The following is a 21,040-nucleotide window of genomic DNA, read 5'->3' on the forward strand; positions in this document are numbered from 1 at the left end:
GGATTCCTGCTGGAACCGCGACGGATCCCTGCGGCGCCTGTAAAGTGGTAGGTCTCCGGAGACGACATGGGCCCCTGGATTCCCGCCTTCCTTGCCGCCGCCCTCGTGGCGCAGGTGCCGCCATCCGGCTCCGTGGTCGAGACCCGGCTGCGCCGGGACGTGACGTTCCTAGCCTCCCCCGCCCTCCAGGGCCGGGGCAACGGCTATCCGGAACTGGAGCAGGCCGCTGCGCACCTCCTCCGGGAGTGGAAGGCCCTCGGCCTCAAAGCCCAGGTCCAGCACTTCCCCTTCATCGCCAAGGTCACACGGGAGGACCAGGGCGCCCTCCTGGCCCACGGCGAGGACGCGCGCCCGCTGGTCTGGGGCCGGGACATCGAGGCTTTCGGCTACAGCAGTGACGCGGACTTCCGCCAGAAGCCCCTCACCTTCCTCGGCCACGGCGTCCGGATCCCAGGCGGCTACGACGACCTCGCCGGGATGGAGGTGAAGGACCGGGTGGTGGTCATCGCCCGGACGCTGCCGGACACGGAGGCCTTCGCCCACCTGCCCCGGGGCGAACGGAGCCTGCTGGCCCGCATCAAGCGCCTGGAGACCGAGAAGGCCGCCGCGGTCCTCGTGCTGGAGGACGGCCCGGCCCGGCCCCTGCAGCGGGAGGAAGGTCCCGTAAAGCTCGACCTGCCCGTGCTCAGCCTCTCAGCGGACGCTCTGGGCACGGCCTGCGGCGATCTCCAGGCGCGGCTCAAGGCCATCCGCGAGACGGGCAAACCCGCGAGCCAGGACTTCATCTACGCCCCCTGGACCACGCTCACCCTGAAGCTTAAACTCCGCCGCGAAGAGGCCCAGGTGCCCAACGTGGTGGCCGTGATCCCCGGCCGCGACCCGAAGCTCCGGAAGGAATACATCGTCCTCGGGGCGCACCTCGACCACCTGGGCTTGGGTGAGCGCCACAGCCTGGGCGGCGCGGAGGCCCGCGGGCAGGTGCATCCCGGCGCCGATGACAACGCCTCGGGCACGGCCATGGTGCTGGAGCTGGGGCGGGAGCTGAAGAAGGCGCGGCCGCGGCGCTCCATCCTGCTGATGCACTTCGGCGGCGAGGAGGAGGGCCTGCTGGGCTCCGGCTACTGGATCCAGCACCCGACCCACCAGCTGGAATCCGTGAAGTTCATGCTCAACTTCGACATGGTGGGCCGCCTGGATCCCGTGGCCCCCAAGCTGATGATGGGCGGCCTGGGGGCGCCGAAGGCCGCCCTGGAGGCCGCGAAGAAGCTCGCCCCGGAAGGCTTCTCCATCAGCGTCGACGTGGGTGCGGCCGTGGGCGGCTCGGACCACATGAGCTTCTCCCAGGCGAAGATCCCCACGTTCTTCTTCTTCACGGGGATCCACGGTGAGTACCACCGGCCCTCGGATACCGCGGACCGCATCAACTTCGCCGGCATGGCGAAGCTGGCCGGCTACGGCCGGACCCTGGCGCTGGACCTGGCCAATGCGGATACCCTGCCGGCCTTCGATCCCGAGACCGCCAAGGTTGTCATGGGGGGGAATGGAGGGCCCATGCGCGTGGCCTTCGGCACCCTTCCCGACTACGCAGACAACCCGAAGGGCTTCCGCATCAACGGCGTGTCCAGGGGCTCCACGGCCGAGGCCATCGGGCTCCAGGCCGGCGACATCATCATCCGGTTCGGCGACCGGCCCGTGAAGAACATCTACGATTTCATGGACGCCCTCGGCGCCCACCGCGCCGGCGACAAGGCCGTGGTCCAATGGCTCCGGGGGGACCAGACCATGCAGGCCGAGGCCACACTGAAAGGCCGCTCATGAGGCTCGCCACGCCCACCGGATTCGCCACGGAAGTCTTCCTCCAGGAGACGCCGGATCCGAGTCTGCTGCCCGAAGGTCCCTGGACCCTCGTGGGTGATGTGCGCCTGCGGGAGACCTGGACCAGCGCGGGCATGCCGGAACCCGCCCACACCCTCTGGGTGTCCGTGTCCGAGGAGGAGAAGAAGCTCCGGACCATCCTTCCCTGGCTGGAACACTGGGCCCGGGTGCCCCTGCACCGGGAGGCCACCGTGGTGGCCCTGGGCGGTGGTGTCCTGTCCGACATGGCCGGCCTGGCCTCGGCCCTCTACCTGCGGGGCGTGGCCTGGCAGGTCTGGCCCACCTCCCTGCTGGCCATGGCCGATGCGGCCCTGGGCGGCAAGACCGGCGTGGACCTCGCCGCCGGGAAGAACCTGGTGGGGGCTTTCCACGCCCCGCGCCGCCTGGTGGCCTGCACCGCGTTCCTGGAGAGCCTGCCCACCCGGCACCTGGAGAACGGCCGCTGGGAGCTGGTCAAGACGGCCCTCATCCAGGGCGAGATGGCCTGGGCCGCGGAGATGCTCCAGGACGGTCCCGTGAAGTTCGCCTGGGTGGAGCGGACCCTGGCCTACAAGGCCGGTGTGGTGCACCGCGACCCCCGAGAGGCGGGCGAGCGGCGGCTGCTGAACCTCGGCCACACGCTGGGGCACGCCCTCGAGGCGGCGTCGGGCTACGGCCTGCTGCACGGCGAGGCGGTGGGACTGGGGCTGCTGGGGACCTGCCTGCTGGCCGAGGAGGTCGGGCTGAAGGCCTTCCCGCCCGCGTTCCTCGAAGCGCTGGCCCGGCGGCTGGCGCCGCTGGCCCCCCTCGTCGCCCCCTGGCCCGCCTGCCTGCCCCTGCTGCTCCGGGACAAGAAGGCCAAGCACGTCCCGGGGGCCGCCGAGGACGAGCCGGGCACGGAGATCCACTGCATCCTGCCGCGCTTCGGCGAACCGGCGATCCAGCGCACCCTGGCCCCCCAGGTCTGGGAATCCCCCCATGCCCGTCTCATCGACCTGCTTGCCCAGGAGGCCTCCCGTGCCTGATCTCCGGCTTCCCCTCCTCGCTGTCTTCCTGGCGGCGAACCTGGCCTCCGCGCCCGTGGAGGATGTCCGGGCGATGATGTTGCAGGCCCGCGCCCTGCAGCTGCGCGGGGGCGGTTCGGATCCGGCTGCGGCGGTCGCCATCTACAAGCGGGTGGCCACTCTGGTACCGGAAAGCGCCGAGGTCCACCTGCGGCTGTCCGAGGCCCTCCAGGAGACCGAGGACGGCCAGGCCGCCGTGGCCCCCGCCCGACGGGCCGTGGCGCTGGCGCCACGGAACGCCGAGGCCCGGGCCCACCTCGGCCTCCTCCTGTACCAGCTCTCCCTGAAGGATGAGGCCCTGTCCAAGGAGGCGGCCCGCGAGCTGCGGGCGGCGGCGGTCCTGCTGCCCCAGGACCCCGAGCTGTGGGCGCGGCTGGGCGAGGTGTCCGAGCGGCTGAAGGATGGCGAGGGCGCCCTCCGGGCCTGGCTGCGCCTGGGCCGTCTCCGCCCGGGCTTCCAGGGGGCCTGGGAGCGGGCCGCGATTCATGCGCGGGCCCTCCAGAACTACGAGGGCCGCCGGGAGTCGGTGCTGGCCCTGAACGCCCGGAATCCGGAGGAGCGCCACCTCCGCATGCTGGAGGAACTGGCCCGGGACCAGATCCAGGCCGGTTACCTCGCCCACGCCGAGGAGAGCTTCCTGCTGCTCGCCCGGCACCTGCCGCAGGAGGCAGGCCTCTGGGAGAACGTGGCCCTGGTCCGGATCCAGACCTCGCGGTTCGACGAGGCCCTGGACAGCCTGGGGAAGGCGGAGGCCCTCAAGCCGACACCCCGGACCACCTTCAACTCGGCGCGCGCCCTCATGAACCTGGGCCGGTTCCGCGAGGCCGAGACCCGACTGGCGGGACTGCTCGCCGGGACGATCCAGGATGACCTGATCGCCGACGGATCCCTGGCCCTGTACGCGGAGGCGCTGCTGCTGGAGGGGAAGGGCGGCCCGCTGCTGGCCTACCTGAAGGAGCATCCCGGCCGGGAGCAGGTCGCAGGGGAACTCCAGGTGTTCACCTGCCAGGCCCTCATCAGCCGCAATGACTGGAAGAGCGCCCTGGCCGCCCTGAAGGTCGGCATCGCGCGCTTCCCCAAGGTGCCCTTCTTCCAGCAGGCTGCGGAGCTTCCGCCCGAATATCTGGAGTACCGCTTCTTCTCGCGGAAGGAGGCCCGTTCCGCCCTGGAGCAGCTCCACCTGGAGGGAATGGCGGCCATCTGGTCCGAATTCCGCCGCTGGGACAAGTGCCTGGAGGCGCTCGAGCGGGCCCGCACCCTGGGACCCGTCCGGAACGTGGACATCCTGATCATGCAGAGCAGCGCCTATGAGCAGGTGGGACGCACCGAGGACTCGCTGCGGGTGCTCCGGGAGGCGCAGAAGGCGAACCCCGGCAATCCCATGGTGCAGAACAACCTGGGCTACCTGCTGCTGGAGCAGGGGCGGGAGCTGGAGGAGGCGGCCGCCCTCATCGAGGCCAGCGCCAAGGCCACTCCGGACAACGGCAATGTGGTGGACAGCCTGGGCTGGGCCCAGTTCAAGTTGGGGAGGATCGCCGAGGCCGAGGCCACCCTCCGCAAAGCTGCAGAGCTGAGCCCCTTCAGCCCGGAAGTCCGCAAGCATCTGGGCGAAGTGCTGGTGAAGCAGGGCAAGTTGGCGGAGGCCGCCGAGCAGTGGGAACGGGCCCTGGCCTTCGTCTTCCCCGATCGTCCCGCCCTTGAGAAGCGACTGGGGGAGCTCCGCATCCTCCTCGCCCGGGAATCGGCCCGGAAAGTCGGGGAGGCCCAGGAGCCTGCCCCCGACGCCACCCCGGACGATGATGACGAGGAATGATCATGCTGTTCTTCCAGGTTCCTCCTGCTGAAGTGGTCCCCGCCCCGGCGGTGCCGGTGCGGGCCCAGTACGGGTGGGGCTATTCCGGCGCCGGGGGGGAGGGAACGGGCACCTTGAACCTGCTGATGGAGCCCGGCTCCGGCCGCCTCGTGGCGGAGCTGCACGGACTCGGCGAGCGCCTGCTGCTGCTGGAGGGCGACCGGGCCTCGGGCTACCGGCTCCAGGTGCCCCGGCAGAAGGTCGACCAGCGGGCTGCCACCCTGGCGGAGCTGCCGCTGCCCTTCCTGCCCCAGATGGCCAGCGTCGAGGCCCTGCTGCGCCTCCTGCGAGCCGGCGAGGGACCCGGAGTCAGCATCCTGAAGCAGGACGCCATGGGCCCCCTGAAGCTCCACTGGCGGGGCAGGGACCCCCAGGGGAGGGAGGAGCAGGTCTGGCTGAGCCGGAAGCGCTGGGACGGGCCGCGCTGAGGGATCAGGCGCCCGACCTTGAGGAGTGGCGCTGCCTCAGCACCCGGAAGACCGTCAGGTCGAGCGTCGGCTGGATGATGGCGAGCCAGATGGCGCCGTAGGTGAAGGAGAGGACGATCTTCACCCAGTTCGGGTAGGGCGGGATGGCGTCCCGGAACAACCACACCGGAAGGATGGCCAGGGAGATGCAGGAGGCGAAGGTGATGTAGAAGGTGGTCCTGAAGGTGCGCTTGCTGACTCCCAGCAGGCGCTCGCAATCCGCGAGATCCTGGTTGCGGCTGACGCGGAAGTAGTTCTGGTAGGCGGTCAGGAGGGCGAAATGGGGCGCTCCGGTCGCTTTCTGGAACAGCGGGCCGAAGGTGGACGGTTCGAAGGCATCGGCAAACTGGATGGCCATGGCCCCGGCACCACTGCGCACGACCGTGCCCTCGGCTTCGAGGCGCCGAACGCCCTCTCCATCGGGCACGGGCAGGGTGACGCGGCACGAACTGCCCACGGGTAGGGTGGGGGATGCGATCAGCAATACGCCCTTCAACCCCACATTGACCGCCATGGCGTAGGCGACCATCCGTCCCATCGACACCACTTTGACCTTCTGGCTGTATGGGATGCGCTCGACGGCCCGTTCGTTTTTCGAGACGCTCATGAGATGTCCTCGCATGGGTGATGGTAAGTCACCTGAGAATATTCGCAAGGAATGGCATAAAGCAGGCACGATAATGTTCCGTCCGATTACGGTCGATGAGTCACCCGAGAGCATGAGGGGTTCGCATGCACGCTGGGAGTATTCAAGTCCGCTTATGGGGCATCCTGGCCATCGGGGTGATCTGCTCCCTTATCGCCTGCGCTGGCGGTGCGGCGGCTACCCCCAGCTCGACCCCCTCTGCAGTGGTCATGGAAGTGACTCCAGGCAGCACCGAGGTCGTCACCGGAGCCACCGTCACCGTCACTGCCAAGGTGAGCGGCGTCCAGAACACCGAGGTCACCTGGAGCGTGGACGGCATTCCCGGCGGCAACGCCACCGTGGGCACCATCACGGGGTCCGGTAATACGGTCATCTACACAGCCCCTTCTGTGGAGGGCGCCCATACGTTGACCGCCACGAGCCTGGCGGATTCCACGAAACAGGGCAACTCCAAGGTCAGCGTCAAATACACCGGGAAACCCATCACCGTCTCCCTCAGCCCGGGAGCGGTCTCCCTGCCCAGCGGGGGCTCCCAGGCCTTCACGGCCACGGTGTCGAACGCCACCAACCTGGCGGTGACGTGGACGGTGGACGGCGTGGCGGGCGGCAATGCGACCACCGGGATCGTCAACGGGACTGGTGCCACCGTGACCTACCTCGCCCCCACGACTGCGGGCAGCCATACCCTCACTGCCACCAGCGCGGCGGACCCGACCAAATCGGCCTCCGCGGGCCTCACCATCACCTCCCCGGTCCTGGCGGTGGGCGTCACCCTCAGCCCCGCCAGCCTCACCCTGGCCGCTGGCGCCCCGGCCTCCTTCACGGCCACCGTTTCAGGAAGCACCACCGCGGGAGTCTCCTGGACGGTGGATGGCATCGCCAATGGGAACGGCACCGTGGGAACGGTATCGGGAAGCGGCGGCACCGTCACCTACACCGCGCCCTCCACCGGGGGCATCCATACCCTGACCGCCACCAGCCTGGCGGATGCCACCAAGAACGCTTCGGCCACGATCACTGTGCAGGCCACCCAGACCGTGGTCGCCATCGCCCTGAGCCCCGGAACGGCCACGGTGACGGCCGGAACTTCGGCGGCCTTCACAGCCTCGGTGACCGGCACCACCACCACGGGTGCCACCTGGGCCGTGGATGGCATCGCGAACGGCAACACCTCGGTGGGCACCCTGACCGGAACCGGCAGCTCGCGCACCTACACGGCCCCCACCACCACCGGAAGCCACACCATCACCGCCACCAGCAGCGCTGATCCCAGCAAGAGCGCCGCCGCGGTGGCGACGGTCCAGGCCCCCGCTCCGACGGTGAGCGTCGCCCTGAGTCCGACGGCCCTCACCCTGGCCACCGGGGCCTCGTCCTCCTTCACGGCCACGGTGTCCGGCTCCACCACGGGTGTCACCTGGATGGTGGACGGAGTCGCCAATGGGAACAGCACCGTGGGAACGGTCACAGGCAGCGGCAACACCGTGACCTACACCGCCCCGTCCACCGGTGGCGTCCACACCCTCTACGCGACCAGCACCGCGGACACGACCAAGAGCGCCTCGGCCACGCTCACCGTGCAGGCTCCCCTGCTCGTCAGCGTCACCTTGAGCCCGAGCTCCTCCACCGTGACCGCAGGATCGGCGACCACCTTCACGGCCTCGATCTCGGGCACCACCAACACGGGCACCACCTGGGCGGTGGATGGCATCGCCAATGGCAACACCACGGTGGGCACCCTGACCGGAACCGGTGGCTCGCGCACCTACACCGCCCCCACCACCAGCGGGACCCATACCCTCACCGCCACGAGCACGGTCGATCCCACCAAGAGCGCGGCGTCGAGCGTGACGATCCAGGCCAGCACCACCGCCCCCACGGGGGTGATCGTGGCCCCGGATGGCCTCGCCACCAATCCGGGCACCCTCGCGTCCCCCACCACCCTGGAGGGGGCCCGTGCGCTGATCCAGAAGGCCAGCCGGGCCACGGCAGGCACCCTCCGTGTGCTCCTGCGTGGTGGCATCTACCCCAGGAGCTCCACCTTCACCCTGGGCACGGCGGACTCGGGGAGCACCGCGAATCCGGTGGAATGGGCGGCCTACCCCAACGAGACCCCCAGGATCATCGGCGGAGTATCCATCAGCCCGACCTCAGCCAAGCTGGTGGACGGCTCCGATCCCAACTGGTCGCGCCTGGATCCCGCGGCCCGGCCCTACATCTATGTGGTCGATCTGTCGGCCTACAAGGCCAGCCTGGGCACCTTGTCCAGCCGGTCGGACTCCGGCGGCGGGGTCAACCAGTCCGCCGAGGTGTTCGTGAACGGGGCGCCCCTCACCCTGGCGCGGTATCCCAAGGCCGTGCCTCGGGCGCAGGTGGACATCGCGCCCCAAGCCACCATCCGGGTGAGCGGAACGCTCACGCCCGACGCGACCGGAGACTACGCCTACAAGGGGCAGGACAGCCTCGGGAGGCCCTACTACCAGCTCTCCAAGAACGGTGTGGTCTGGTCCATCGCCGCCTCGGCCACGGGGCCCGATTGGCGGCTGTCCAACCGCAGGGACCTGGGGGGCTCCGGCACCTCGGCGTCCTGGGGCACGTGGGACACTTTCGCGGGTCCCGCCGGGGCCTTCACGGCCGGCTCCGGCGCCAGCGGAACCGCCTTCCTCTCCCCCGCGGACGGGTCGCTCCCGGTGCCGGGCTTCCTGCTCATCCGCGCCACCAACGGGACGACCCAGATCACCGCATCCGATCCCCGCATGAGCCGCTGGCGAGCCTCGGAGGCCATGTACTTCGGCCTCGGGTACTACAGCTGGTCCGGCAGCCACAGCCCGCTCACCTCGCTTGATCCCACCACGGGGACCCTGGTACTCAGCACGGCACCCACGTACGGGTTCCGCCCGGGCCAGCCCTTCTTCGTCTACAACCTCCTCGAAGAGCTCACGGATCCCGGGGACTATTTCATCGATCGTACGAACGCGAGGCTCTATCTGCGACCCCAGGGCGACGTGCCGCCCACCGAAGTCATGCTCTCCACCCTCCAGTCGCCGGTGGTCCAGCTGTCGGGCTGCCAGCAGCTGACCTGGCAGGGAGTCACCTTTGAAGCCGCGAAGGACCGCCTGGTCTATGCGACCGGATGCACCTCCGTCGCCTTCAGCCACTGCAGCTTCCGCAACGCGGGCGGGTACGGGTTGATCCTCACCGGCACCGCCAACCTGGTGGACAGGTGCGATTTCCGCCAGCTCGGCCAGGGCGGTGTGCTCGCATCGGGAGGCGACCGGATGACCCTGACGCCCAGCCGGACGGTCATCCAGAACAGCGAATTCCAGTACTTCGGCCGCCTGTTCTGGACCTACCAGCCAGCCATCAACCTCCACTCCATCACCGACTACTCCTACAACAACGACTGCATCGGCATCACCGTCCAGAACAACGAGATCCACCACTCGCCCCACGCCGCCATCCTCTTCAGCGGGAACGAGCACACCTTCCGCTACAACCACATCCACGACGCGACCCAGTGGGCCAACGACTCGGGCGTGATCTACACCACGGGCCGGGAGTGGGGCACCCAGGGGAACCTGATCCAGTTCAACCTGATCCGCGACTGCGGCAGCCCGCTGGGGACCTTCCTCTCGGGCATCTACATCGACGGGATCGGCAGCGGCGTCAAGATCGAAGCGAACATCCTCTACCGCGCCGCCCCGGCCTTCGCCATCCAGCACAACGGCGGGCGGGACATCCAGACCCAGTACAACGTCTTCTACGGCCACTGGTACGGGGTGGACATCAGCAACGTGGCCTTCGAGTTCGCCAACAACACGGCCGGGTCGAGCTGGGACCTGCTCGGCAAGCTCATCCACTTCAACTACCAGTCCGCGCCCTGGTCCACGGCCTATCCGAACGTGGCCAAGATCCCCAACACCTGGTCGCAGATCCAGGGCACCCACTGGCTGGAACCCGAGGGCTCGGTCTGCTACGGCAACCTGCAGTCCGGTCCCGGAGCGGAGATCTACCGCCAGCACAATTCCGCGGCAGCCCTCGCGCCGCCGATCTCCTGGTTCAGCCAGGTCGGCTCGAACCTCAGCCAGGTGGACCCGCTCTTCACGGACCCCAAGAACCTCGACTTCAGCCTGCAGCCCGGCAGCCCGATGTTCACCATCCCGGGATTCCCCGGCATCGATACCACGAAGATCGGCATCCAGAGGTAGCTAGGCCAGTGGCGGGTCGCAGAGGCTGACGAGGTCATGGTGGCCCGTGACCGCCTGGCCGCTGAACATCCAGCGGCGGACGCTCCTGTCCTGGATGGTGGGGAGGACCACGAGCCCTAGGTGGAGGTAGGGATGCCAGAAGTCCTTCTTCAGCGACAGGATGGGCTCCCAGTTGACGTCATCGATGCTGGCATAGAGGGGGCAGCGCCGCGTGGTCATGAACGGGCTGGTTTCGTAGCTGGTGGAGATCAGGGACACTCCCGCCACGTCCGCCGCGAAGAGTGAGCTGCCCTCCGTGGGCCTCAGGCGGTCCCAGCGGCCGGTCTTCCGATCCAGCCGGATGATGAAGTTGGGTTCCACCTCCGAATCGGAGCCGTAGATCAGCGCCTCGGGGCGGGGCAGGGCGCTGACGGCCCGCACCATCTGGTGCCCGCGGTCCACCCAGGTGAGGTTCCGCCCGTCCTTGGACAGGGCCGCGATGCCGGGCTCCCGGCCCTGGTCGCCTGCCAGGATCCAGTAGTGGTCTGCATAGGGATCCACCAGGACCTGGTGGATGTGGTGCACGTCGCCCTTGGGAAGCTCGAACAGGGGCTCGAACCGGCGTCCCCCGTCCTCGGAGGCGTAGACGCGCACGCCGACGCGGTTCATCTCGACGCCACCGTACTCGCCGAAGAGCAGCCGGGTCCCGTCCAGCGACAGGGTGATGGGGCGGGATCCGCGGGACACCGCCCAGCTTCGTGTCATCCGGCGCTCACCCGGGCCGGCCCGGTAGATGCCGTCCCGGGCCACCACCACGCGCGTGCCGTCCGGCAGCACCTGGAGGGCCTGGAGGTTGACGCGGAGCAGGCGAGTCGCCAGCGACACCCTGAGGACCGCGTGGTTCCAGGGGGAGGTGGGCACCCAGGCATCCAGCTTCCAGGTGGCTCCCCCGTCGTCCGAGCGGAAGATGCGGTACCCCCGTGCGATGTAGAGCCGCCCGGCCTGGTCGATGAGAAGGGCCCGGCCCTTCGTCTCCCCGCAGATGAAGGGGGGATCGGCGGGTCTCATGACCGGTTCGCGCCGGGGGGCTTGAGCTCGAGGCGAAGGTAGATGAGGCGGCGGGTGCTCTGCCGGGGGTCCTCGACAAAGCCCGCCCGTTCATTCAGCAGCCTGGCCCGGTGGTTGTCGCGCCGGACTCCGGTGACCACCAGCTCGGCACCCCAGGTCCTGCAGACTTCGATCGAGGCCTGCTTCAGGGCCGCGCCCAGGCCGTGGCCCTGGGCTTCGGGCCTGAGGGCGGTGAAGGCGATCTGGGCGACCTTGCGGTGAGGGGGGGGATCCCAGCCCAGCACCGAGGAGGCGAGGCGCTTGAGGAGCGCCCATGGCGGATGCACGAGGCGCATGAGCCATTCGGGGCGCAGGGCGAGCCAGGGCCGCCGCAGGAGGCCGCGGGTGACCGTGCGCCTGCAGGCCAGCAGCATGGGAACGTTGTAGTAGCCGTTGCAGAAGGCCGTGAAGCCGAGGATCCGGTCCTCCTGGCGCGCCACCAGCACCTCCGTCTCGGGCGAGGTGAGCAGCCACCCGTAGGCCTCGCGGATGAAAGGATGTCCCAGTTGCAGGGCGAAGTGCTCCTCCTTGGAGAAGCTGTCGAGATGGAGGTCCACCAGGGCGTCGAGGTCCTCGAGGCGGGCGGGGCCGATCCAGACGGGATGGCCGTCCAGCACGGCGGCCTGCACCTCCCGCGGCCTCTCGAGCTGCACCTCCTGGTGACTTCGCGCTGCAGTCAGACGGAACTCCTTTCTGGTCGGGGATCCATGGTCAGTGGACACATCCAGGGGGCAGCCTCCAACCGGCAGGTGGAAGCACCAGGGGGAACGATGCCTCCTTTCATTTTCATCCGGTTTGGGCCAGGTTGTCTCATTTCTTGTGCCAGAATCCGTCGAAATTCATGTTGTAATGTCCAAATCCTGACAGGTCCTGCTCTCCATCGGAATAACCCTCCAGCCACGTTCTGGACTATTCTTGACTACACCTACGAGGGAGCGGATGCCTGAAGCAAGCCCGACCAGCATGACACGTCTTTTCTACAAAGGCGATGCCGTAAAAATAAAGACATTTGAGGAGATTGCCGTCACCTTAGATGGGGATGGTTGCCTGGATTCACTTCCCTTCATGCCGGAGATGCGGGCCTTCTGTGGCAGGACATTCACGGTGGCCTGCCGATTGGAAAAAACATGTGTAGAGGGGTATGGTGCACGGTCTGTACCAGGCACCATCATTCTGGAGGGGCTGAGATGCGATGGTTCGGGACATGATGGCTGTCAACGGTCCTGTACCATGCTTTGGAAGGAAGCCTGGATAGAGCCTGCCAAGGATCAGGGTGCGATGGCACAAGCTGTTGGTTTCAATTCAAAAGAAGCTGGAAGCTGGCCATTCAAGATCGTGGATGGCGAGGGGAGGTACTTCTGCCAGTCCACTCAGCTTCAGAGTGCCTCCTCCTATCTTTTCCCACTGAGCTTCAAACGCTGCCTGGTGGAATACACATCCAAGAACATCGAACTGAAAACCGCCCTCCGCTATCTGTGGACTCCCTTGATCGTCAAGATTAAATCGAAAATTCTGGGCCGTGCGGCCGTCCAGCCCGTGGGCACCTCCCGGCAGACACCCACGGCGTCTCTGGGCCTCCAGCCGGGGGACTGGGTCGAGGTCAAGAGCGCGGAGGAGATCGGGGCCACGCTCGATGGGGCGGGATTCAACCGGGGGCTGGAGTTCACGCCCCAGATGCTCCCCTTCTGCGGCGGGACGTTCCGGGTTCGGAGCCGCGTCGATCGGGCCATCCTCGAGACCACGGGCCGCATGAAGGCGCTGAAGGACACGGTGATCCTGGAGCGCGCCACCTGCGATGGGCACACGATCCTGGGTGGATGCTCGAGGGACGTCTACCACTACTGGCGTGAAATCTGGCTGCGCCGTGCCCCGGCTCCCGGGACCGAGGTCCCATGAACGCCGAGATCTTCGCCGAATGGCTGCGCCGCCAGGGGCACAAGGTGTTGCGGTCGGAGAGCAGCTACTGGTTCAATGCCGGGCCGGGTGTCTTCCAGGCCTTTCCCTACCATTGGCTGATCAAGCCGGGCCCCCAGGAGATCCGCTGGCTGATGATGATGCACAGCATGATCGCCCTGAGATACTCCACACCACTGGACCATCCGGGCGGGAAGGTCAGCTACCACGTCGTTCTGCGGAAGCCCTATGACCTGACCATGCTGAAGTCCCAGGCCCGCAACGGTGTGAAATCCGGATTGAAGCACTTCCAGATCGAGCAGGTCTCCTTCGAGCGTCTGGCGACCGAAGGATGGGTGCTCCAGGAGGACACCCTCCGGCGGCAGGGGCGCCTGCGCAGCATGACTCGAAAGGCCTGGGAGCGCCTCTGCCGGGCGGCCGTGGACCTTCAGGGCTTCGAGGCCTGGGCGGCCACCGCGAACGGGCAGCTCGCCGCCGCGGTGATCGTGTGCCGCATGGACGACTGGTGCTACATCCCCTATTCCCTCAGCCACTCGTCCTACCTCGGCCAGCATCCGAACAATGCGCTCTTCTTCACCGTCAGCTGCAACCTGCTGGACCGGGAAGGCGTGAGCGGGATCTTCTTCACCGTGCAGTCCCTGGATGCCCCGGCCCAGGTGGATGAGTTCAAGTTCCGGATGGGCTTCCTCCCGGTGGTGGCCTGCCAGCAGGTGGCCTTCTCGCCCCTGCTCCGCCCCTTCGCGAACTCCCTGACCCACGCGGTGATCCGGCGGCTTTACTGTCGCTTCCCGTCGAGCCCCTCCCTCGCCAAGGCCGAAGGGATCCTGCGCTTCCACCTGGATGGAGCGCGCCCGCCCTCGGACCAGGCTTGGCCCGAATGCCTCTCGGAGCTTCGCTCTGCCGCCCTCGAGGCGGTGGCCTCGCCGGGACCCCGGGCTCCCGGCTGATCGCGCGGCTTCAGCCCTTGGTCCGGTGGGGCCGGGCGGCTCCCAGGAGGTCCATGGGGAGCCGGCGCAGGCAGCCCACCAGGTGGGTGGCCCAGTCTCCCCCATAGGGCACGTAGCAGCGCACGGCGTAGCCCTCCTCCCGCAGGCGGGCCTGCAGGTCGGGCTTCACGCCGAGGAGCATCTGGAACTCGAAGGCGTCCTGGCCAAGCCCCAGGCGCTTCTGGACGGTCTTGGTCCATGCCACGGCCTCGGCGTCATGGGTGGCGATGGCAGGCGCATGCCCCTGCCGGAGCAGGCGCTCGATGTCCTCGTGGAAGGCGGTGTCGATCTCCACCCTGCGGTGAAGGACCACGTCCCGCGCCTCCCGGTATCCCCCCTTCACCAGGCGGATGCTGGCGCCGAGTGCCATGAGCCGGTCCAGGTCCTGGCGGCGGTGGCGAAGGTAGGACTGGATCACGATGCCGACGCGCTCAGGTCCGTACTGGCTGAGCATGGCCTCGAACATCCGGAGGGTGTCCTCGACATAGACGGCCTCCTCCATGTCCAGTCGGACGAAGCCCCCAGTCCGGGCCGCGCAGTCCAGGATCCGGCGGAGGCCCGCCTCGGCCAGGGCCGGATCGAGGTCGAAGCCGATCTTGGTGAGCTTGACCGAGACATGCGCATCCAGGCGATCGGCCCCGATGGCCTGGAGCGCATCGATGGCCTGATCGATGGCGGTTTGGGCCTCCGCGATGGACTCCGCATGCATGCCGTGAAAGTTCAGGGACCCCTTGAGGCCGCGGGCATTGAGGCCCCGGACCGTCGCCAGGCCCGAGGCGAGGTCCTTCCCTCCCACGAAGCGGCCCGCCAGATCCCTCAGGACGGGCAGGCCGAGGATGGCCTTCCTGAACCAGGAGTTCCTGGCGATCAGCAATGCGGCCTTTCGGATCATGGGGGTCTCTTTCGCGAGGTGGTTGGCACGGATCCGTGCGGAATTTCCAATCATTGTGGCGAATGATTTGGGAAAAGTCATGACTTGTGGATAATCAATCCGGTATTTATCTATTTCGGATTCAGAATCAGGATCACCAGGATCGGGACGACCGGAGAGACAATGCCCGCCATCACATCCATCACCCATCGCAGGGTCCTGAACTCCCACGTCGACTTCACCACCGAGTTCCTCGTCACCCTCGAAGATGGCTCCGTGGGCCGGGGGGCGTCGCCCAAGGGCGAGACCATCAGCATCTACGAAGACCAGAACCGGCCCATCAGTCCAGATGTCATCATCCGCCAGCTGGAAACCGACGGCTGCTTCCGCAGGCCGCTCGATCAGCAGGCCCTGGACGCCTACTTGGCGGAGCGCTTCGACCAGTTCGGGCGGAACAACGCGTTCAGCCTCTCCCTGGCGTTCTACAAGGCCACGGAAGCCACGCAGTCTCCCTTCGCCTTGTTCGCCCGCCCTGCAGGGCCGCTCCAGCCGCCCCGGCTCTGCCTCAACATCCTGAACGGCGGATGGCACGCGTACACCAACCCGGTGCTCAGCGACTTCAGCGAGTTCATGCTCGTGGCGAGGGAGTCCGACCCCGCCACCGTCATCGCCAGCCACCAGACCATCCAGAAGGCCGTGAAGGAGCGGCTGCGCTCCCTGGAGTCCACCGTGATCTCGGGGAACCGCGTGCACCGGTTCCCGGTGGCGGACAACCGGGCGGTCATCGAGTTCCTCCTGTCGATCCGCGACAGCCTCGGGCTCGCCGGACAGTTCGACTTGATGATCGATGCCTCCGCCTCGGACCTGTGGAAGGACGACCGCTACCGGCTGGCCATCACCGACGGTTCGGCCCACACCAGCGAGTCCTTCCGCGACTACTGGCAGGGGCTCATCCGGGATTATGGCCTGATGTACCTCGAGGACCCCTTCCACGAGAACGACGAGGCGGTCTGGCGCGACCTGACCGCCGCCCAGACGAGCTGCCGGATCATCGGCGACAACTTCTACTCCTCGGATGCCGCGAGGATCACCCGGGGCGCCGCCGAGGGCTTCACCCACGGCGTCATCGTCAAGCCCAACCAGGCGGGTTCGGTCACCGCCGTGCGCCAGGCCATCGAGGCGGCCCAGCGCCACGGGCAGATTCCCATCACGTCGCACCGCTCCATCAGCACGGAGGAGACCTTCCTCTCCCTTCTGACCTGCATGTATGGCGTGCCCTACATCAAGATCGGGCCCCTGGAGACCGACTACTCCTCGGTGGTCCGCCTGAACGAGATCATCCGGCTGACCACCGAAGCCGCGGGGTCGCGATGAAGACCTCCATCAGCACCCTCCGACACGCCCGCACCGCCTACAACCAGGAGAAGCGGTACGCCGGTTCCATCGATATCCCCCTCAGCGAGCAGGGCCGCCTCGAGGCCGAAGAGGTGGCGCCGAAGCTGAGGGGCATCGCCTTCGACGCGGTGGTCACTTCGCAGCTGCGCCGGGCCCAGGAGACTGCGCGGCTCATCGCGCCAGCCGGTGTCCCCATCCTGCGCACGCGCCTGTGCAACGAGCGCACCTTCGGGATCATGGAGGGACTGACCTGGGATGATGTCCAGACGCTGGATCCGCCCGTGCTCATGATCTCCGTCGGAGGTGACCTCCACACGGTGAATCCCAGGAATGGCGAGCCTTTCGAGCAGGTCTGGGTGCGGGCGCGGAAATTCCGTTCCTACCTCTTCCGCCGCTTCGAGGGGCGGAAGGTGCTCGTGGTGTCCCACGGTGTCTTTCTCCAGATGTTCCACGGCGTGCTCCGTGGCTCGACCTGCATCGAGTCCCTGGCCGTCTACCCCGCCAACCTGGAATTGCGCCGCTTCGACTTCTCGGGGGACGCATTGGCGAAAGAGGCCGTGGTGAGACTGGGCGAAGTGAAGGAGGTTGCATGGTGAAGGTGGCCGATCCCCCCGTCAGCTGGCTGCGGGAGGGCATGAAGTGGCGCGAGCGCCTGCGGGAGCTCGCGGGCCTCTGGCAGGGGGCCTATTCCCGGATGCTCTATCGCATCTCCCCGGTCCTGCTCGCGAAGTACCGCTACCGCCGGGAGACGGGGCGGCGGCTGCGCCTGGACCAGCCCCTCACCTTCGACGAGAAGCTGTTCTGGCTGATGCTGTTCTGGCGCCATCCGCTCAAGACCCAGTGCGCCGACAAGTACGGCATGCGGGCTTACGCCATGGAGCTGGGCTACGGGGACCTGCTCGTGGATCTGCTGGGCGTGTATGAGAAGCCTGAAGACATCGACTTCGCCCTCCTGCCCGAGCGCTTCGTGCTCAAGGCGACCCATGGTTGCGGCTACAACCTCATCTGCCGCGACAAGAGGAATCTGGATTTTCGAGAGGCCCGCCTGCAGCTGGAGCAGTGGCTGAAGGAGGACTTCGCCAGTGTGTTCGGCGAGGTGCAGTATGCCGACATCCCCCGCCGCATCATCTGCGAGCGGTTCCTGGACGACGGGAGCGGGGTCCTCCCCTCCGACTACAAGCTGCATTGCTTCCACGGGAGGGTCCACTTCACGACGGTCTGCACGGGGCGCGGGGCCGACGGGCAGGGTGCCGCCTACGACCACTACGACCGGGAATGGGCCGCTCAGGTGCCGATCTCGAAGTCCGGCGTGCATCCCGAGCGCTGGCACCCTCAGCCCGCAGGCTATTCGCAGATGCTCGAGGCCGCGGAGGCCCTGTCGAAGCCCTTCCCCTACGTCCGCATGGATTTCTATGCGGTGGACGGGAAGGCCGTGCTGGGCGAGATGACCTTCACCCCCGCCGGGTGCATCGACACCGGCTACACGGACGAAGCCCAACACGCCATGGGTGCCCTGATCCACCTGCCCGAACGCCTCTGACAATGAAACGCCCCTGTCATGCCGTGATCGTCACGCCCTATTTCTGGCCGATCCTCGCCTCCTCCACGCACCTCATGAAGGACCTCGCAGAGGGGCTGGCCGAATCGGGACTGACCGTGACGGTGCTCACCAACGCGCCAGCCAACCTGACCGAGGTCGCCCTGGACCACCCGCGGCTCCAGGGTCGCATCCACAGGGGCTGGAATCCGTTCATCCGGCGGCTGGGCGTGCTCCCGAAGGTCTGCGAGTATGCGTGGTTCCTCGCCTATTTCGTGTTGAGGGGCCTTTTCGTCCCGAAAGTGGACCTCATCTTCGTGGCCTCCACACCGCCGCTGGCGGGTCTCCCGGCGGCCCTGCTGGCCCGGTTGAAGGGGGCCAAACTGGTCTATAACCTTCAGGATCTCTTCCCGGATTCCGCCGTGGTGGGCGGCATGCTCTCCGCCGGAAGCCCCATCTACCGGATCCTGCGGCGGGCGGAAGCCCTCACCTATCGCCTGTCGGACCGGGTCTCGGCCATCAGTCCCACTTTTTCGGAGCATGTGCACAGCCTCGCGCCGGGCACCCGCGTGGACACTGTGGAGAACTGGGTGGACACGGACCACATCCGGCCGCTGGAGGCCGCTGAGGACCAGGCCATCACGACCTTCCGGCAGGGCGGTGGCTTCGTGGTGCAGTACGCCGGGAACATGGGGCTCATGCAGAACCTCGAGGTGATCCTCCAGGCCGCCCAGCGCCTGAAGGAGGACCGCGACATCCTGTTCGTGTTCATCGGCGATGGGAATGCCAAGGCCGGCCTGGAGGCCCTGGCCCGTGAGCGGGGACTGGCGAACTGTGTCTTCCTGCCCATGCAGCCCCTCGAACGGGTGCCGTCCGTCTACAACGCCTGTGATGTGGGCGTGATCCCGCTCAAGCCCGGGGCCGCCCATCTCGCGGTGCCCAGCAAGACCTGGAACTACCTGGCCGCCGGGCGCCCCGTCATCGGCTGCGTGGAGGACGACAGCCCCCTGGCGGCGGTGATCCGGGACAGCGGGTCCGGCTCGGTGGTGCCTCCAAGCGACGCCGAAGCGCTGGCCCAGGCGACCCTCGAGTACCGGAACTCGCCGGAGCGCGTGCGCGCGGACGGGCGGCGGGGGCGCGAGCATGTGGAGGCCCACCTGTCGCGTCGGATCGCCGTCGCGCGGTTTGCCCGGATGTTCAATGAGATGACGACGGAGGAAGGGACATGAGAGATGCTTTTCTCGCCTACAATCCCCCGACCATCGGCGATGCCGAGCGGGCGGAGGTGATGGACACGCTCCAGACACCCTGGGTCACGACCGGGCCCAAGACCGTGGCCTTCGAGGCGGCCCTGAAGGCCCGCCTGGAGGCTCCCGCTGTGGTCGCGTTGAACTCCTGCACGGCGGGGTTGCATGTGGGGCTGGTCGCCCTGGGGGTGGGCCCCGGGGACGAGGTGATCGTTCCCGCCATGACGTTCTGCGCCACCGCGAACGTGGTGGAACACGTGGGTGCGAAGCCGGTGCTGGTGGACGTCTGCCCCGATACCCTGACCCTATCCCCCGAGGCCGTGGCCGCAGCCGTCACGCCCAGGACCAAGGTGATCCTGCCCGTGCACTACGCCGGCCATCCCGCGCAAATGGACGAGTTGGACGCCCTGGCCGAGCGCCACGGCCTCGCGGTGCTCGAGGACGCGGCCCATGCCATCACCGCCCGCTACAAGGGCCGCCTGATTGGTTCCAGATCGAACCTGGCCGCCTTCAGTTTCTACGCGACCAAGAACCTCACCACTGTCGAAGGGGGTTGCCTCACCGGGGACCCAGCCCTGGTGGAGAAGGCCCGGATCATCGGCCACCACGGCATGAACCGCGATGCCTGGAAGCGCTTCGACCGCTCGGGCACCTGGTACTACGAAGTGGTGCTCCCCGGCTTCAAGTACAACCTGACCGATATGCAGGCCGCCATCGGGCTGGTGCAGCTGAAGCGGCTCGCGGCCTTCCAGGCCCGCCGGCGCGAGGTGGTGGCCCGCTACGAATCCGGGTTCAAGGATCTGGCCGCGCTGGAACTGCCCGTCGAGCTGGAGTGGGCGCACTCCAGCTGGCACCTCTACGTGATCCGGCTGCGGACGGAGGCCCTGCGCATCGACCGGAACGCCTTCATCGACGGGCTGAAGGACCGCAATATCGGCACATCGGTGCACTACCTGCCGGTACACATGCACCCCTTCTACCGGGACAAGTACGGCTACCGGCCGGAGGACAATCCCGTGGCCGCCGCGGCCTACGAGCGCATGATCAGCCTGCCCCTGCACGCCGGGCTGAGCGACGGGGACGTGGACGACGTGATCGCAGCCGTGCGCGACCTCGTGGCCCTGCACTCTGTCTGAGATGGCCAAGCGGGCCTTCGATCTCTTCTGGGCCCTCCTCGGGCTGGTGCTGCTTTCACCGGCCCTGCTGGTGATCGCCCTGGCGGTGAAGCTGGAGGACCGCGGCCCCGTCTTCTTCCGCCAGGTGCGGATCGGGCGGGGCGGGCGCCCCTTCCGGATCTGGAAGTTCCGCACCATGGGCGTCGATGCCGAGCGGCAGGGCCGGGCCATCACCGTGGGCCAGGATCCACGGATCACGCGCCTGGGCCGCCACCTCAGGAACGCGAAGCTGGACGAGCTGCCGCAGCTCATGAACGTCGTCGCTGGCGAGATGAGCCTGGTGGGGCCGCGCCCGGAAGTGCCGCAGTTCGTGGCGCACTACACGGATGCCCAGCGGGTCATCCTGGATCTGAGGCCGGGCATCACGGATCTGGCGTCCATTAAGTACCGCCATGAGAGCGAGCTGCTCGCGCAAGCCGAACGTCCCGACGAGGCCTACCTCCGGGTGGTGCTCCCCGACAAGATCCGCATCAACCTGGCCTATGCGGCGCAGGCCAGCCTGTGGTCGGACTTCCGCGTCATCCTGGCCACCCTGGGCCTGGCGCCGGCGCCCCGGATTCCCGGCACCCACTGATCCCGCGGCACCGCCTGGCCGGAGCGTTCAGTCCTTCCGCCAGACGAAGCGATGCATATAGTCCACTCGGGGGCGGAAACAGGGCGGGACGATGGGTAAATCAAGTTATGGATCGGCCGTCATGAATGTCATGATAGCCGTAGAGTGAATATGAAAATCACGCCAAT

At 67.6% G+C, this 21,040-nt stretch carries 17 protein-coding genes; 13 read left to right on the forward strand and 4 right to left on the reverse strand.

The window, feature by feature from the left end; translation table 11 throughout:
- Window positions 1-66: 66 nt before the first annotated feature.
- The 4 genes from QSJ30_RS03225 to QSJ30_RS03240 are packed head-to-tail and all read left to right on the forward strand — an operon-like array spanning window position 67 to window position 5,198.
- On the forward strand, window positions 67-1,818 hold the full coding sequence (locus QSJ30_RS03225; protein ID WP_285606341.1) for a M28 family peptidase: 1,752 nt from the start codon (window positions 67-69) through the stop codon (window positions 1,816-1,818).
- Entirely contained in the window at window positions 1,815-2,879 is a 1,065-nt protein-coding gene (locus QSJ30_RS03230) for a 3-dehydroquinate synthase (RefSeq protein ID WP_285606342.1), read from the forward strand. Before QSJ30_RS03225 ends, QSJ30_RS03230 begins: the two co-directional genes overlap by 4 nt.
- Entirely contained in the window at window positions 2,872-4,731 is a 1,860-nt protein-coding gene (locus QSJ30_RS03235; RefSeq protein ID WP_285606343.1) for a tetratricopeptide repeat protein, read from the forward strand. Before QSJ30_RS03230 ends, QSJ30_RS03235 begins: the two co-directional genes overlap by 8 nt.
- Before the next feature lie 2 nt (window positions 4,732-4,733).
- Window positions 4,734-5,198, forward strand: coding sequence for a hypothetical protein (locus QSJ30_RS03240; protein WP_285606344.1), 465 nt, complete (start codon window positions 4,734-4,736; stop codon window positions 5,196-5,198).
- Window positions 5,199-5,202: 4 nt separating this feature from the next.
- Here the strand turns inward: QSJ30_RS03240 and QSJ30_RS03245 are convergent, their stop codons facing one another.
- Entirely contained in the window at window positions 5,203-5,844 is a 642-nt protein-coding gene (locus QSJ30_RS03245; RefSeq protein ID WP_285606345.1) for a hypothetical protein, read from the reverse strand.
- A 248-nt stretch (window positions 5,845-6,092) separates the two neighbouring features.
- Here QSJ30_RS03245 and QSJ30_RS03250 point away from each other — a divergent pair, with 248 nt between their 5' ends.
- Window positions 6,093-10,088, forward strand: a complete 3,996-nt coding sequence (locus QSJ30_RS03250) for a right-handed parallel beta-helix repeat-containing protein (RefSeq protein ID WP_285606346.1) — start codon at window positions 6,093-6,095, stop codon at window positions 10,086-10,088.
- On the opposite strand, the gene QSJ30_RS03255 is transcribed toward QSJ30_RS03250, so the two are convergent.
- Together QSJ30_RS03255 and QSJ30_RS03260 are read right to left on the reverse strand one after the other, a co-directional pair.
- On the reverse strand, window positions 10,089-11,135 hold the full coding sequence (locus QSJ30_RS03255) for a beta propeller repeat protein (RefSeq protein ID WP_285606347.1): 1,047 nt from the start codon (window positions 11,133-11,135) through the stop codon (window positions 10,089-10,091).
- Entirely contained in the window at window positions 11,132-11,827 is a 696-nt protein-coding gene (locus tag QSJ30_RS03260) for a GNAT family N-acetyltransferase (RefSeq protein ID WP_285606348.1), read from the reverse strand. The genes QSJ30_RS03255 and QSJ30_RS03260 overlap by 4 nt, the downstream gene beginning before the upstream one ends.
- A gap of 286 nt (window positions 11,828-12,113) precedes the next feature.
- Here QSJ30_RS03260 and QSJ30_RS03265 point away from each other — a divergent pair, with 286 nt between their 5' ends.
- On the forward strand, window positions 12,114-13,070 hold the full coding sequence (locus tag QSJ30_RS03265) for a hypothetical protein (protein ID WP_285606349.1): 957 nt from the start codon (window positions 12,114-12,116) through the stop codon (window positions 13,068-13,070).
- Window positions 13,067-14,035, forward strand: coding sequence for a GNAT family N-acetyltransferase (locus QSJ30_RS03270; protein ID WP_285606350.1), 969 nt, complete (start codon window positions 13,067-13,069; stop codon window positions 14,033-14,035). The genes QSJ30_RS03265 and QSJ30_RS03270 overlap by 4 nt, the downstream gene beginning before the upstream one ends.
- 10 nt (window positions 14,036-14,045) lie before the next feature.
- On the opposite strand, the gene QSJ30_RS03275 is transcribed toward QSJ30_RS03270, so the two are convergent.
- The gene (locus tag QSJ30_RS03275) at window positions 14,046-14,966 is read right to left on the reverse strand and encodes a proline dehydrogenase family protein (RefSeq protein WP_285606351.1); all 921 of its coding nucleotides are present in this window, start codon (window positions 14,964-14,966) and stop codon (window positions 14,046-14,048) included.
- Window positions 14,967-15,128: 162 nt separating this feature from the next.
- Between QSJ30_RS03275 and QSJ30_RS03280 the strand changes: the two genes are divergently transcribed.
- The 6 genes from QSJ30_RS03280 to QSJ30_RS03305 are packed head-to-tail and all read left to right on the forward strand — an operon-like array spanning window position 15,129 to window position 20,873.
- Complete coding sequence (locus tag QSJ30_RS03280; RefSeq protein WP_285606352.1) at window positions 15,129-16,319, forward strand: enolase-like domain-containing protein; 1,191 nt, start codon at window positions 15,129-15,131, stop codon at window positions 16,317-16,319.
- On the forward strand, window positions 16,316-16,936 hold the full coding sequence (locus tag QSJ30_RS03285) for a histidine phosphatase family protein (RefSeq protein ID WP_285606353.1): 621 nt from the start codon (window positions 16,316-16,318) through the stop codon (window positions 16,934-16,936). The genes QSJ30_RS03280 and QSJ30_RS03285 overlap by 4 nt, the downstream gene beginning before the upstream one ends.
- Window positions 16,930-17,880, forward strand: coding sequence for an ATP-grasp fold amidoligase family protein (locus tag QSJ30_RS03290; protein WP_285606354.1), 951 nt, complete (start codon window positions 16,930-16,932; stop codon window positions 17,878-17,880). Before QSJ30_RS03285 ends, QSJ30_RS03290 begins: the two co-directional genes overlap by 7 nt.
- 2 nt (window positions 17,881-17,882) lie before the next feature.
- Window positions 17,883-19,106: a glycosyltransferase family 4 protein gene (locus QSJ30_RS03295; protein WP_285606355.1), complete on the forward strand. Its 1,224-nt coding sequence runs from the start codon at window positions 17,883-17,885 to the stop codon at window positions 19,104-19,106.
- The gene (locus QSJ30_RS03300) at window positions 19,103-20,260 is read left to right on the forward strand and encodes a DegT/DnrJ/EryC1/StrS family aminotransferase (protein WP_285606356.1); all 1,158 of its coding nucleotides are present in this window, start codon (window positions 19,103-19,105) and stop codon (window positions 20,258-20,260) included. The genes QSJ30_RS03295 and QSJ30_RS03300 overlap by 4 nt, the downstream gene beginning before the upstream one ends.
- Window position 20,261: 1 nt before the next feature.
- On the forward strand, window positions 20,262-20,873 hold the full coding sequence (locus QSJ30_RS03305) for a sugar transferase (protein ID WP_285606357.1): 612 nt from the start codon (window positions 20,262-20,264) through the stop codon (window positions 20,871-20,873).
- Window positions 20,874-21,040 lie beyond the last annotated feature (167 nt).

This window comes from Geothrix edaphica (assembly GCF_030268045.1).
Lineage (GTDB): Bacteria > Acidobacteriota > Holophagae > Holophagales > Holophagaceae > Geothrix > Geothrix edaphica.